Genomic DNA, 13,054 nt, shown 5'->3' with positions numbered 1-13,054 from the left:
GCTGATAGAAACAGAAGCCACTGGAGCACCTCAAAAACACCATCATACACTAAATCAGTAAGTTGGCAGCATCACCGTTTAAGGATTAAGATAATTTAAGAAATACCTGACAATATAAAAAGAATTTTCAGCCTGGTAATTTACCGCTTCAGGTCTATATTTGTGTTGAATATATTTTGCGCGAAAGTATTCATCTAACGGGGCTCTCTATTTTTTAGAATAGAGTGCATATTTTCAATTAAGACATTCTTAGAGGATAAAAAGGAATTTTACTACTATCAGTGTCTTAAATAAAGTAATCGGTTATATACGGATGTGGAGTCGATAAATGAGATTGAAGGAATATATATGAAATTAAGATTTATTTCGTCTGCGCTGGCTGCCGCACTATTCGCCGCTACGGGTAGTTATGCTGCCGTTGTAGATGGCGGTACAATTCACTTTGAAGGCGAACTGGTGAATGCTGCCTGTTCAGTGAATACTGACTCGGCAGACCAGGTTGTCACACTCGGTCAATATCGTACCGATATTTTCAATGCTGTTGGTAATACCTCTGCATTAATTCCATTCACCATTCAGTTGAACGACTGCGATCCTGTTGTTGCCGCTAATGCTGCCGTTGCATTTTCTGGTCAGGCTGATGCAATCAATGATAATTTATTGGCCATTGCATCCAGTACCAATACAACAACAGCAACGGGTGTCGGTATTGAAATACTTGATAATACATCCGCAATTCTCAAACCTGATGGGAATAGCTTCTCAACCAACCAGAACTTGATCCCCGGGACCAACGTTCTTCATTTTTCTGCACGTTATAAAGGCATCGGTACAAGTGCATCAGCAGGGCAAGCAAATGCTGACGCGACTTTTATTATGAGATACGAATAATCAAAACCACGTTGTTTTGAATTATATATCACGTCTTATAACAAAGTAATGTACCGGTTGTCTGAAGCGGTATGGTGGCAATGTAAATCGAAATCATGTTCACTTTGTATCATGCCGCTTTATTAAATGAAAAGGGAATGATGTGTTGTAAGAAACCAAAGCAATCATTTCTTTATATTTCTTATTTTTGCCGTCAGGAATACACAAGGCGTATTAACTATGATGACTAAAATAAAGTTATTGATGCTCATTATATTTTATTTAATCATTTCGGCCAGCGCCCATGCTGCCGGAGGGATCGCATTAGGTGCCACGCGTATTATTTATCCCGCTGATGCTAAACAGACTGCGGTATGGATTAGAAATAGCCATACCAATGAGCGCTTTCTGGTCAATTCGTGGATTGAAAACAGCAGCGGTGTAAAAGAAAAGTCATTCATCATTACACCGCCACTGTTTGTTAGTGAACCCAAAAGCGAAAATACCTTGCGTATTATTTACACCGGTCCACCGCTGGCAGCAGATCGTGAGTCTCTGTTCTGGATGAATGTTAAGACGATCCCTTCGGTAGATAAAAATGCATTGAACGGCAGGAATGTTTTGCAACTGGCGATTTTATCGCGCATGAAATTATTTCTCCGTCTAATTCAATTACAAGAATTACCCGCAGAAGCACCGGACACACTCAAGTTTTCGCGATCCGGTAACTATATCAATGTTCATAATCCCTCACCTTTTTATGTCACTCTGGTTAACTTACAAGTGGGCAACCAAAAGTTGGGGAATGCTATGGCTGCACCCAGAGTTAATTCACAAATTCCCTTACCCTCAGGAGTGCAGGGAAAGCTGAAATTTCAGACCGTTAATGATTATGGTTCAGTAACCCCGGTCAGAGAAGTGAACTTAAACTAACCGAATCATCTGACAATATCAGAGCTAATTATGAAAATACCCACTACTACGGATATTCCGCAGAGGTATACCTGGTGTCTGGCCGGAATTTGTTATTCATCTCTTGCCATTTTACCCTCCTTTTTAAGCTATGCGGAAAGTTATTTCAACCCGGCATTTTTATTAGAGAATGGCACATCCGTTGCTGATTTATCGCGCTTTGAGAGAGGTAATCATCAACCTGCGGGCGTGTATCGGGTAGATCTCTGGCGTAATGATGAGTTCATTGGTTCACAGGATATCGTATTTGAATCGACAACAGAAAATACAGGTGATAAATCAGGTGGGTTAATGCCCTGTTTTAACCAGGTACTCCTTGAACGAATTAGCCTTAATAGCAGTGCATTTCCCGAGTTAGCCCAGCAGCAAAACAATAAATGCATCAATTTACTGAAAGCTGTACCTGATGCCACAATTAACTTTGATTTTGCAGCGATGCGCCTGAACATCACTATTCCTCAGATAGCGTTGTTGAGTAGCGCTCACGGTTACATTCCGCCTGAAGAGTGGGATGAAGGTATTCCTGCTTTACTCCTGAATTATAATTTCACCGGTAACAGAGGTAATGGTAACGATAGCTATTTTTTTAGTGAGCTCAGCGGGATTAATATTGGCCCGTGGCGTTTACGCAACAATGGTTCCTGGAACTATTTTCGCGGAAATGGATATCATTCAGAACAGTGGAATAATATTGGCACCTGGGTACAGCGCGCCATTATTCCGCTGAAAAGTGAACTGGTAATGGGAGACGGCAATACAGGAAGTGATATTTTCGATGGTGTTGGATTTCGTGGTATACGGCTTTACTCTTCCGATAATATGTATCCTGATAGCCAGCAAGGGTTTGCCCCAACAGTACGTGGGATTGCCCGTACGGCGGCCCAGCTAACGATTCGGCAAAATGGTTTTATTATCTATCAAAGCTATGTTTCCCCCGGCGCTTTTGAAATTACAGATTTGCACCCGACATCTTCAAATGGCGATCTGGACGTCACCATCGACGAGCGCGATGGTAATCAGCAGAATTACACAATTCCGTATTCAACAGTGCCAATTTTACAACGCGAAGGGCGTTTCAAATTTGACCTGACGGCGGGCGATTTTCGTAGCGGTAATAGTCAGCAATCATCGCCTTTCTTTTTTCAGGGTACGGCACTCGGCGGTTTACCACAGGAATTTACTGCCTACGGCGGGACGCAATTATCTGCCAATTACACCGCCTTTTTATTAGGGCTGGGGCGCAACCTCGGGAACTGGGGCACAGTGTCGCTGGATGTGACCCATGCGCGCAGTCAGTTAGCCGACGACAGTCGTCATGAGGGGGATTCCATTCGCTTCCTCTATGCGAAATCGATGAACACCTTCGGCACCAATTTTCAGTTAATGGGTTACCGCTATTCGACACAAGGTTTTTATACCCTTGATGATGTTGCGTATCGTCGAATGGAGGGGTACGAATATGATTACGATTACGACGGTGAGCATCGCGATGAACCGATAATCGTGAATTACCACAATTTACGCTTTAGCCGTAAAGACCGTTTGCAGTTAAATATTTCACAATCACTTAATGACTTTGGCTCGCTTTATATCTCTGGTACCCATCAAAAATACTGGAATACTTCGGATTCAGATACCTGGTATCAGGTGGGGTATACCAGCAGCTGGGTTGGCATCAGTTATTCACTCTCATTTTCGTGGAATGAATCTGTAGGGATCCCCGATAACGAACGTATTGTCGGACTTAATGTTTCAGTGCCTTTCAATGTTCTGACCAAACGTCGCTACACCCGGGAAAATGCGCTCGACCGCGCTTATGCCTCCTTTAACGCCAACCGTAACAGCAACGGGCAAAATAGCTGGCTGGCAGGTGTAGGTGGGACCTTACTGGAAGGCCACAACCTGAGTTATCACGTAAGCCAGGGTGATACCTCGAATAATGGGTATACGGGCAGCGCCACGGCAAACTGGCAGGCCGCTTACGGTACGCTGGGGGTCGGGTATAACTACGACCGCGATCAACATGACGTTAACTGGCAGCTGTCTGGCGGTGTGGTCGGGCATGAAAATGGCATAACGCTGAGCCAGCCTTTAGGGGATACCAATGTTTTGATTAAAGCGCCTGGCGCAGGCGGTGTACGCATTGAAAATCAAACTGGCATTTTAACCGACTGGCGCGGCTATGCGGTGATGCCGTATGCCACGGTTTATCGGTATAACCGTATCGCGCTTGATACCAATACGATGGGGAATTCCATCGATGTTGAAAAAAATATTAGCAGCGTTGTGCCGACGCAAGGCGCGTTGGTTCGTGCCAATTTTGATACCCGCATAGGCGTGCGGGCGCTCATTACCGTTACCCAGGGCAGAAAACCGGTGCCGTTTGGATCACTGGTACGGGAAAACAGTACCGGAATAACCAGTATGGTGGGTGATGACGGGCAAGTTTATTTAAGTGGTGCGCCATTGTCTGGTGAATTACTGGTTCAGTGGGGAGACGGCGCGAACTCACGCTGCATTGCGCACTATGTATTGCCGAAGCAAAGCTTACAGCAAGCCGTCACAGTTATTTCGGCAGTTTGCACACATCCTGGCTCATAAAGGAAATTATCAATGAAGATAATCTGCAGATTATTATTGGCGATGGCATGTTTGTGGTTAACAAACATATCCTGGGCTACTGTTTGTGCAAATAGTACTGGCGTAGCAGAAGATGAACACTATGATCTCTCAAATGTCTTTAATAGCACCAATAACCAGCCAGGGCAGATTGTTGTTTTACCGGAAAAATCCGGCTGGGTAGGTGTGTCAGCAATTTGTCCACCCGGCACGCTGGTGAATTATACATACCGTAGTTATGTCACCAACTTTATTGTTCAGGAAACTATCGATAATTATAAATATATGCAATTACATGATTATCTATTAGGTGCGATGAGTCTGGTTGATAGTGTTATGGATATTCAGTTCCCCCCCGCAAAATTATATTCGGATGGGAACAGATCCTAACGTTTCGCAAAACCTTCCATTCGGGGTGATGGATTCTCGTTTAATATTTCGTTTAAAGGTTATTCGTCCCTTTATTAACATAGTGGAGATCCCCAGACAGGTGATGTTTACCGTGTATGTGACATCAACGCCTTACGATCCGTTGGTTACACCTGTTTATACCATTAGTTTTGGTGGCCGGGTTGAAGTACCGCAAAACTGCGAATTAAATGCCGGGCAGATTGTTGAATTTGATTTTGGTGATATCGGCGCATCGTTATTTAGTGCGGCAGGGCCGGGTAATCGACCTGCTGGTGTCATGCCGCAAACCAAGAGCATTGCGGTCAAATGTACGAATGTTGCTGCGCAGGCTTATTTAACAATGCGTCTGGAAGCCAGTGCCGTTTCTGGTCAGGCGATGGTGTCGGACAATCAGGATTTAGGTTTTATTGTCGCCGATCAGAACGATACGCCGATTACGCCTAACGATCTCAATAGCGTTATTCCTTTCCGTCTGGATGCAGCTGCGGCAGCCAATGTCACACTTCGCGCCTGGCCTATCAGTATTACCGGTCAAAAACCGACCGAGGGGCCGTTTAGCGCGCTGGGGTATTTACGCGTCGATTATCAATGAGGTACGGAGAATGAGAAGAGTACTCTTTAGCTGTTTCTGCGGGTTACTGTGGAGTTCCAGTGGATGGGCAGCTGACCCTTTAGGAACGATTAATATCAATTTGCACGGTAACGTTGTTGATTTCTCCTGTACCGTAAACACAGCGGATATTGATAAGACGGTAGATTTAGGCAGATGGCCTACGACACAATTACTGAACGCTGGCGATACCACGGCACTCGTCCCTTTTAGCCTGCGGCTGGAGGGATGTCCTCCGGGTTCAGTTGCGATTTTATTTACGGGAACGCCGGCATCCGATACCAACCTGCTGGCTCTGGATGATCCCGCAATGGCACAAACCGTCGCCATCGAATTACGTAATAGCGATCGCTCCCGGCTCGCACTGGGGGAGGCGAGCCCGACTGAGGAAGTAGATGCAAATGGCAATGTCACACTAAACTTTTTTGCCAATTATCGAGCGTTAGCCAGCGGTGTTCGGCCAGGTGTGGCGAAAGCGGATGCGATATTTATGATCAATTATAATTAATATTATATTAATTCGTATAATTTGGCGTAGTCGATAAGCTCTACAATTGAATGCAAACCTAGCTTGCCATAAATATTAGATTTATGCGCACTAACTGTTTTATTGCTAAGTAATAACTTATCGGCAATTTCTTTATTAGATAATCCGCTAACAAGATAACGTAATATGGTCACTTCACGATTAGATAGCACAGTGATCGTTGAACTATTCGTACTACATTTATTGCTTTTTATATAGTTAAGCGTTTCGCTAGGAAAAAACGTGTATCCGGAGAGGATCATCTGAACGGCATGAAAAATATCATTCTGATCATTGCATTTACTGACAAAACCGTTAGCACCAGCTTGTATCGCTCTGCCAGCATAAAAGCATTCTGATTTCGATGATAAAAATAACACTTTCACTGTGCTCTGGATTTGTTTGATCCTTTTCAGGAAGGTAAAACCGTCTGTTCCGGGCAAGTCTATATCCATAATGATTAAATCAACAGGACGGGTTCGGAGATAATCGATGGTTATGCGGTAATCATCCGTTTTCAGGACAATCTGCAATTCACTGTTTTTTTGCAACAGAACTTCAATAGACATTCTGATGATAGGATGAGTATCCATAATGATCACCGACGTTGGTTTCATAGTTACCAGTCTCATAGGAGCGGACAATTTTCCGTTAGGGCGGTAAATTGTACTTTGATACATGAAAATACGGGTTTTCTTGATTCAGACGCGCAGCGGTGTGCGTTTGTTTGCCACTATAGCGAAATAAATCAGAAAATCAGACGCGGTCGTTCACTTGTTCAGCAACCAGATCAAAAGCCATTGACTCAGCAAGGGTTGACCGTATAATTCACGCGATTACACCGCATTGCGGTATCAACGCGCCCTTAGCTCAGTTGGATAGAGCAACGACCTTCTAAGTCGTGGGCCGCAGGTTCGAATCCTGCAGGGCGCGCCATTACAATTCAATCAGTTACGCCTTCTTTATATCCTCCATAATTCCAGAGTGGGACATATTTGGGACATTATCACCAAAAATGTCGTCTATTTTCCTCGCATGCTCTGTCAAATGATTAGGCGCAAGGTGAGCATACCTACGAACCATTTCTATGGACTCCCATCCGCCCATTTCCTGAAGCACTGATAATGGGACGCCTGACTGAATCAGCCAGCTTGCCCAGGTGTGTCTGAGGTCATGGAAACGGAAATCTTCAATTCCTGCACGACGACAAGCTGATAGCCATGATGTCTTGCTGTCGATGCGCATCTTCCTGACCGCAGGCGTTGATGTTCCATCTGCTCGCTTAGCCGCCTTGGTATGTACAAACACCCATTTGTGATGCTTGCCTATTTGATCACGCAACACTTTACAGGCGGTATCGTTCAGCGCCACACCAATGGCGCGGTTTGATTTGCTCTCTTCTGGATTCACCCAGGCAACTCGTCGCTGCATGTCGATTTGTTGCCATTCCAGATTTATGATGTTCGACTTTCTCAGACCAGTTGCCAGCGCAAACTTGACGACAGATTTCAGTGGTTCGGGGCACTCATCAATAAGGCGTTTTGCTTCCTCCTTTTCCAGCCATCTGACTCGCTTGTTTCTGACCGCTGGTATCTTGATGACAGGCGCTTTTTCCAGCCACTTCCAGTCGCGTTCTGCAGCACGGAGAATGGCCTTTATCATGGCAAGATGCTTTGCCTTTGTCTGAGTTGATACTGGCTTTGGTTCATAAACAGGCAGTTCTTTACCTTTCCTGATGGCGGCCTGAACTTTCTGTTTCCATATTTCTTTCGTCTTTCTGTTATGCATTCTGCTTACAGCAGAGTAAATCTTTGCCTCCGAGATATCTTTAAGCCTTATACCCTCAAAATGTTCAAGCCAGAACTCAATCCGGCTTTTATCTGAATCGAGAGATTTTTTATCAGCTTTTTCCTCAAGCCATCTTAGGCAGGCCTCTTCAAAAGTGACATCAGGTAAATCCCCTAGCTTTTCTACTCGCCAGAGTTCTGCTTTTCGCTTGTCGTGCAACTCCTGAGCTTGCCGCTTGTCCTTTGTGCCAAGAGATTCCTTAATTCGTTTCCCGCCCGGGAGCGAATACGAGGCATACCATATTTCATTTCTGCGGAAGAGTGACATTTTCTTTCCTCTGTTATGCCATCACCCGCGCTCACCTGGACAGTATGCAGCGGAGTCCGGCCAAACTCCGCGACAAGTGGACCCAAACCGTGGCGTGAGAAACGCAGTCTTTCCCAGAATGCACTCAGCCACATGTGGTACAGCGAAATCAGTGAATACCTCATCAGCAAGGGTAAAACGTTCGCTACTCCAGCTTGGGTAAAAGATGCTCTCAAACACACATATCTCGGTTATGAAACCAAAGACCTGGTTGATGTCGTAACCGGTGATATCACCACTATCCAGTCGTTACGCCATACCTCCGATCTTGATACCGGAGAGATGTATGTCTTCCTGTGTAAGGTTGAAGCCTGGGCGATGAATATTGGTTGCCACCTGACTATTCCACAGAGCTGCGAGTTTCAGCTGCTGCGCGACAAGCAGGAGGCGTAATGGCTACACCGCTTATTCGTGTCATGAACGGACACATCTACAGAGTACCAAATCGTCGTAAGCGTAAACCTGAGCTGAAGCCATCCGAAATACCAACACTGCTCGGATATACCGCCAGCCTGGTTGATAAAAAATGGTTGCGACTGGCAGCAAGGAGGAATCATGGCTGATTTGAGAAAAGCAGCGCGTGGTCGGGAATGCCAGGTAAGAATCCCTGGCGTATGTAATGGCAACCCTGAAACGTCTGTACTGGCACATATCCGGCTGGCTGGATTGTGCGGCACCGGTATTAAACCGCCAGACCTGATTGCCACCATTGCATGTTCTGCCTGTCACGATGAGATCGACCGTCGCACGAATTTTGTTAACGCTGGATATGCAAAAGAATGCGCGCTGGAAGGTATGGCGAGAACGCAGGTTATCTGGCTGAAAGAGGGGGTAATTAAGGCGTGAATACTTACCACATCACACTACCCTGGCCGCCGAGCAATAACCGCTACTACCGCCATAATCGCGGGCGCACACACATCAGCGCAGAAGGGCAGGCATACCGCGATAACGTCACCCGAATCATTAAAAACGCAATGCTGGATATCGGCCTGGCTATGCCAGTGAAAATCCGTATTGAGTGCCACATGCCGGATCGCCGTCGCCGTGACCTGGATAATCTGCAAAAAGCCGCTTTTGACGCACTCACCAAAGCAGGTTTCTGGCTGGATGATGCTCAGGTCGTTGATTACCGCGTTGTGAAGATGCCTGTTACCAAAGGTGGGAGGCTGGAACTGACCATCACCGAAATGGGGAATGAATGATGTTTGAGTTTTATATGGCAGAACTTCTTCGCCACCGCTGGGGGCGTCTGCGCTTATATCGTTTCCCCGGTTCTGTTTTGACCGATTACCGAATACTGAAGAATTACGCCAAAACCCTGACAGGAGCAGGAGTATGAAGTCAGAGATAACAATCAACTAATACTGTTTTGTTGATTTTTGCTTGTAATTGGCGTTCTGGTCTGATTTTTGTGGAGTAAGTTGATGCGTGATATTCAGATGGTTCTTGAGCGTTGGGGAGCGTGGGCGGCTAATAATCATGAAGATGTGACCTGGTCGTCCATTGCCGCCGGTTTTAAGGGATTAATTCCTTCAAAAGTAAAATCTCGCCCACAATGTTGTGACGATGACGCGATGATCATTTGCGGGTGCATGGCCCGTCTGAAAAAGAACAACAGCGATTTGCATGATTTATTGGTGGACTATTATGTCGGCGGCATGACTTTTATGGCGCTTGCACGTAAGCATGGGCGATCTGATTGTTGGGTTGGCAGGATGCTCCAGAAAGCTGAGGGCGTAGTGGAGGGTATGCTGATGGTGTTGGATCTCCGATTGGAGATGGATGCTGATTGTTCGAAATAATTAAAGGAAAAGTTGCTGTCTGATTGTCATTAGTCTAACATTTTAAATGTTGGAATCGCAACGTAGTTATTATCATATAACAGCTTGTTTCCTGATTTAGCCAGCCTCCCCAAAGGCTGGTTTTTTTCTAATAAGTATCATTTCGGGTAGGGATTTTATTGTTTAACCCATAATAATTCATTGACATTGAATCCCAACTTTTGAGCGGTTCGCACATAGTCTGCTTTTACTTTATCTGGAATAGTTGAGGTCCTTGCCAGAATCCATAGGTATTCTCTGTTCGGACCACTGACAAGAGCATACTTATACTCATCATCCAGTTTGATTACATTATAGCCACCATAGAAGGGGCCAAAAAACGAAACCTTCAACGCTGCAGTTTTAGTATCTCCAGTAAAGTATGCTTTACCTTCGCTCTCGCTCCATTTATTTTTCGTTGGATCGTATCCACGGTTAAGTACACGAATCCCTCCGTCGTTCCGTTTTCCATAAGTAGCGCTGACCTGTTCCAGACCACGTTCGAACCGGTTCTCGAGGCGAGCTATTTCATACCATTTTCCGAGGTAGCGGTTGGCGTCAAAATTTGTAATCGGCTGCACACCTTTAGGTGGTGTCGGGGCCTTACATGCTATAAGAGTGAAAGAGAGCGCAATGCCAGTCAACACAGGCCATAACTTCATAATAAATCCTGTACTTTTGATAGTTGAGAGTAAGTATGAAAGATAGATGATTACGACCGATCACTTAAAGAACTTTCATACTATATTAGGAATAGTCCATAACAGAAAAATTGTCAGTGATGACGCCAGAAAGGCAATTTATTCCGTGCACTACACAGTTTATGTGTTAATGAATTAGTCAAGGGGGAGGATATGATAAAAAAACCTGTGATTGGAATCAGCGGTTGTTTGGCCGGTTCTGCTGTTCGTTTTGATGGTGGTCACAAAAGAGCTGACTTTTTAATGGACAAATTAGTGGAATGGGTAACATTCAGACCAGTATGTCCGGAAATGGCTATAGGGCTGCCAGTTCCGCGTCCTGCTCTACGTCTTGTGCGCTCGACGCAAGGAAATATACGGATGTGTTTCAGCCACGACCAGAATGAGGATGTGACAGAGAGAATGACAGAGTTTAGTCGTTCTTATATGGACAAATTAAAGGATGTATCGGGGTTTGTGGTTTGTGCTAAATCTCCCAGCTGTGGCATGGAGCGCGTGCGTGTCTATGATGAAAATGGTAATCGAGGTCGTAAAGATGGAGTGGGACTATTTACGAGCACTTTGATGGAAAAGTTTTCCTGGCTACCGGTTGAAGAGGATGGGCGATTACATGATCCAGTGCTTCGTGAGAATTTTGTTGAAAGAGTTTTTGCTTTGCATGAGCTCAATCACCTTTACAAGGAGAAATTATCAAGAAGAGAGTTATTGGCTTTTCATAGTCGTTATAAGCTTCAGTTGTTGGCGCATAGTCAGACAGGCTATAAAGATATGGGACCATTTGTGGCTGCAATACACGAGTGGGCGGATCTTGAATCATACTTTGAGGTGTATCGTGATAAGCTGATGGCGATTCTCAGAAAACCTGCATCACGTAAAAATCACACGAATGTGCTGATGCATATACAGGGGTATTTTAGTAACTACTTAAGTACACGCCAGCGTAAAGAGTTGAGCGAGGTTATACTTAACTATCGTTCTGGCACATTACCTCTTCTTGCGCCGTTGACTCTGCTGAAGCATTATCTGGGTGAGTATCCTAATGATTACTTGCTTACACAGAATTACTTCGATCCCTATCCGGACGAACTGGCTCTAAGACTGATGGTAAATTAATTGTATGCGATATCATCCAAAAGGATGAGTTCCTGCATACAGGATATTTACAATCGTAAAAACTACACTATGATACCCAGAGTGTCAGTTTGTATAAAAACTCTGTTTACGCTGAAGAAACCATTGAGATGCAACTTAAATTTGGTAAACATGCCAGTCAAAATATATGATATTATGATTCCACGCAGCTATATATAATATAACAGATTGGTTTAATAATTTGTCTTTGTGAGTTAAATACATAATTTTATACTTGTGATGCAATGAGATTTTCCTTATTGTTGAACTGGCGAATATTGATTTTCCACCTATACTTACCTGGTGTAACCCCAATGATATCAGGTGGATAATATGCCATACATATGTTCTATCATTTTGGTGTTGAACTCGTTTGATGTCCGAATTGGTAAAGAAGATATTTTGTTTAAAAAAGGAAGTGCTGTTCTCATTGATTACAATTTGAAAGATTTTTTTTCATCAAATATAGATCATGTAATGATCGTAGATGTTGAAGAGAAAACAGTTAATGATTTCTTTAAAAGCAACACACTCTCACCTTTTTCTGTAAGAAGGTTTTATCCGGCATACTTGATGGTGGAATGTGAAGATTTTTCATTGTTAAAGAACTTGATTGCATGCTTGAATTGTGATGGCAGAACTGTGGATTTTGTTAGAAATCAAATATCACTTGCATGTCTTGCTATCTTATCTTCAGAGAAAATAGTGCAAAGTTTTTTATTTGGATGTCTTAATAGTTTAGGAAGTAAAGTTAAGGCTATTATTCACACGGATATATCTGCAGCATGGAGACTTTGTGATATATCTTCAAGACTGTATCTGAGTGAAAGTCTGTTAAAAAGAAAATTAAAGCACGAAGGCTTATCATTTAGTAAATTAATTCTTGAAGAGCGAATGGTGATGGCGGAAAGGTTATTAAGCTACAATTTATATTCTGTTGGAAAAGTTGCTGAGATATGCGGTTATGAAAACACGTCATATTTTGTAAGTGTTTTCAGAAGATATTTTGGTGTTCCTCCCCATCAATATTCATCAAGATTTTTTTTAGAAAAAGACATGATGTAACGTGATGCGTTTTAATGATTTTGTAATTTTCGTATTTGATAATTGTATGATGCTTTCAGCTACGCCAGAATAATCGCTGGCGTTTTTCTTTTTGAATAGATGTTCAAGCCTTACGCTAATGTAACTTCTATACCTTTCCTCTTCGTTCCGAACCGTGTACACCATCCGTTAT

14 protein-coding genes, 1 tRNA gene and 2 pseudogenes are annotated in these 13,054 nt (G+C 43.9%); 14 read left to right on the top strand and 3 right to left on the bottom strand.

The features are described 5' to 3' along the window. Nucleotides 1-348 precede the first annotated feature (348 nt). The 5 genes and pseudogenes from fimA to sfmF all read left to right on the top strand — a co-directional run bounded on the left by fimA (nt 349) and on the right by sfmF (nt 5,990). A complete protein-coding gene (gene fimA / locus RTW80_RS16715) occupies nt 349-891 on the top strand; it encodes a type 1 fimbrial major subunit FimA (RefSeq protein ID WP_085668664.1) in 543 nt (180 codons plus the stop codon). Nucleotides 892-1,110: 219 nt separating this feature from the next. Next, a complete protein-coding gene (gene fimC, locus RTW80_RS16710) occupies nt 1,111-1,803 on the top strand; it encodes a type 1 fimbria chaperone FimC (RefSeq protein ID WP_000988362.1) in 693 nt (230 codons plus the stop codon). A gap of 30 nt (nt 1,804-1,833) precedes the next feature. After that, nucleotides 1,834-4,443: a fimbrial biogenesis usher protein gene (locus RTW80_RS16705; protein ID WP_000701359.1), complete on the top strand. Its 2,610-nt coding sequence runs from the start codon at nt 1,834-1,836 to the stop codon at nt 4,441-4,443. A gap of 12 nt (nt 4,444-4,455) precedes the next feature. After that, nucleotides 4,456-5,464: pseudogene (gene fimH / locus RTW80_RS16700) on the top strand (type 1 fimbria D-mannose specific adhesin FimH). A 10-nt stretch (nt 5,465-5,474) separates the two neighbouring features. Then, a complete protein-coding gene (gene sfmF / locus RTW80_RS16695; protein ID WP_001255228.1) occupies nt 5,475-5,990 on the top strand; it encodes a fimbria assembly protein in 516 nt (171 codons plus the stop codon). A gap of 2 nt (nt 5,991-5,992) precedes the next feature. On the opposite strand, the gene fimZ is transcribed toward sfmF, so the two are convergent. Beyond that, nucleotides 5,993-6,625 (bottom strand): fimbria biosynthesis transcriptional regulator FimZ, encoded by a 633-nt coding sequence (gene fimZ, locus RTW80_RS16690; RefSeq protein ID WP_000805422.1) that lies wholly within the window; start codon nt 6,623-6,625, stop codon nt 5,993-5,995. 242 nt (nt 6,626-6,867) lie between these two features. Between fimZ and RTW80_RS16685 the strand changes: the two genes are divergently transcribed. Continuing rightward, a tRNA-Arg gene (locus RTW80_RS16685) sits at nt 6,868-6,944 on the top strand. 15 nt (nt 6,945-6,959) lie between these two features. Here RTW80_RS16685 and RTW80_RS16680 read toward each other — a convergent pair. Next, the gene (locus RTW80_RS16680; RefSeq protein ID WP_001299447.1) at nt 6,960-8,123 is read right to left on the bottom strand and encodes an integrase; all 1,164 of its coding nucleotides are present in this window, start codon (nt 8,121-8,123) and stop codon (nt 6,960-6,962) included. An 84-nt stretch (nt 8,124-8,207) separates the two neighbouring features. Here RTW80_RS16680 and ybcN point away from each other — a divergent pair. The 6 genes and pseudogenes from ybcN to RTW80_RS16650 form a co-directional block, all read left to right on the top strand. After that, nucleotides 8,208-8,555: pseudogene (gene ybcN, locus RTW80_RS16675) on the top strand (DNA base-flipping protein YbcN); the annotation flags it as partial. Further along, a complete protein-coding gene (locus RTW80_RS16670; protein WP_000224914.1) occupies nt 8,555-8,725 on the top strand; it encodes a NinE family protein in 171 nt (56 codons plus the stop codon). The pseudogene ybcN and the gene RTW80_RS16670, both read left to right, overlap by 1 nt. Further along, on the top strand, nt 8,718-9,008 hold the full coding sequence (locus tag RTW80_RS16665) for a DUF1364 domain-containing protein (protein ID WP_001516219.1): 291 nt from the start codon (nt 8,718-8,720) through the stop codon (nt 9,006-9,008). Before RTW80_RS16670 ends, RTW80_RS16665 begins: the two co-directional genes overlap by 8 nt. Continuing rightward, nucleotides 9,005-9,367 (top strand): crossover junction endodeoxyribonuclease RusA, encoded by a 363-nt coding sequence (rusA, locus tag RTW80_RS16660; RefSeq protein ID WP_001099521.1) that lies wholly within the window; start codon nt 9,005-9,007, stop codon nt 9,365-9,367. The genes RTW80_RS16665 and rusA overlap by 4 nt, the downstream gene beginning before the upstream one ends. Further along, nucleotides 9,364-9,504, top strand: a complete 141-nt coding sequence (locus RTW80_RS16655; RefSeq protein WP_000971070.1) for a YlcG family protein — start codon at nt 9,364-9,366, stop codon at nt 9,502-9,504. Before rusA ends, RTW80_RS16655 begins: the two co-directional genes overlap by 4 nt. 85 nt (nt 9,505-9,589) lie before the next feature. Then, a complete protein-coding gene (locus RTW80_RS16650; RefSeq protein ID WP_001204777.1) occupies nt 9,590-9,967 on the top strand; it encodes an antiterminator Q family protein in 378 nt (125 codons plus the stop codon). A 155-nt stretch (nt 9,968-10,122) separates the two neighbouring features. Here the strand turns inward: RTW80_RS16650 and RTW80_RS16645 are convergent, their stop codons facing one another. Beyond that, complete coding sequence (locus RTW80_RS16645) at nt 10,123-10,647, bottom strand: lipocalin family protein (protein WP_000780582.1); 525 nt, start codon at nt 10,645-10,647, stop codon at nt 10,123-10,125. 192 nt (nt 10,648-10,839) lie between these two features. Here RTW80_RS16645 and RTW80_RS16640 point away from each other — a divergent pair, with 192 nt between their 5' ends. Both RTW80_RS16640 and RTW80_RS16635 read left to right on the top strand, forming a co-directional pair. Next, nucleotides 10,840-11,799 (top strand): YbgA family protein, encoded by a 960-nt coding sequence (locus RTW80_RS16640; protein ID WP_000592547.1) that lies wholly within the window; start codon nt 10,840-10,842, stop codon nt 11,797-11,799. Nucleotides 11,800-12,150: 351 nt separating this feature from the next. Then, on the top strand, nt 12,151-12,882 hold the full coding sequence (locus RTW80_RS16635; RefSeq protein WP_001146308.1) for a helix-turn-helix domain-containing protein: 732 nt from the start codon (nt 12,151-12,153) through the stop codon (nt 12,880-12,882). Nucleotides 12,883-13,054 lie beyond the last annotated feature (172 nt).

It is taken from the genome of Escherichia sp. AM3 (assembly GCF_032029835.1).
GTDB classification, from domain to species: Bacteria; Pseudomonadota; Gammaproteobacteria; order Enterobacterales; family Enterobacteriaceae; genus Escherichia; species Escherichia coli.
The sequence above is the reverse complement of the archived record's forward strand: the minus strand, read 5'-3'. Positions and strand labels throughout refer to the sequence as shown.

Excerpts from the sequence above, each read along its gene's own strand:
- fimA (WP_085668664.1), top strand. The coding sequence starts at position 349 with ATGAAATTAAGATTTATTTCGTCTGCGCTGGCTGCCGCACTATTCGCC.
- RTW80_RS16680 (WP_001299447.1), bottom strand. The coding sequence starts at position 8,123 with ATGTCACTCTTCCGCAGAAATGAAATATGGTATGCCTCGTATTCGCTC.
- RTW80_RS16650 (WP_001204777.1), top strand. The coding sequence starts at position 9,590 with ATGCGTGATATTCAGATGGTTCTTGAGCGTTGGGGAGCGTGGGCGGCT.
- RTW80_RS16645 (WP_000780582.1), bottom strand. The coding sequence starts at position 10,647 with ATGAAGTTATGGCCTGTGTTGACTGGCATTGCGCTCTCTTTCACTCTT.
- sfmF (WP_001255228.1), top strand. The coding sequence starts at position 5,475 with ATGAGAAGAGTACTCTTTAGCTGTTTCTGCGGGTTACTGTGGAGTTCC.
- RTW80_RS16670 (WP_000224914.1), top strand. The coding sequence starts at position 8,555 with ATGGCTACACCGCTTATTCGTGTCATGAACGGACACATCTACAGAGTA.
- RTW80_RS16655 (WP_000971070.1), top strand. The coding sequence starts at position 9,364 with ATGATGTTTGAGTTTTATATGGCAGAACTTCTTCGCCACCGCTGGGGG.
- RTW80_RS16705 (WP_000701359.1), top strand. The coding sequence starts at position 1,834 with ATGAAAATACCCACTACTACGGATATTCCGCAGAGGTATACCTGGTGT.
- RTW80_RS16665 (WP_001516219.1), top strand. The coding sequence starts at position 8,718 with ATGGCTGATTTGAGAAAAGCAGCGCGTGGTCGGGAATGCCAGGTAAGA.
- RTW80_RS16640 (WP_000592547.1), top strand. The coding sequence starts at position 10,840 with ATGATAAAAAAACCTGTGATTGGAATCAGCGGTTGTTTGGCCGGTTCT.
- fimZ (WP_000805422.1), bottom strand. The coding sequence starts at position 6,625 with ATGAAACCAACGTCGGTGATCATTATGGATACTCATCCTATCATCAGA.
- RTW80_RS16635 (WP_001146308.1), top strand. The coding sequence starts at position 12,151 with ATGCCATACATATGTTCTATCATTTTGGTGTTGAACTCGTTTGATGTC.
- fimC (WP_000988362.1), top strand. The coding sequence starts at position 1,111 with ATGATGACTAAAATAAAGTTATTGATGCTCATTATATTTTATTTAATC.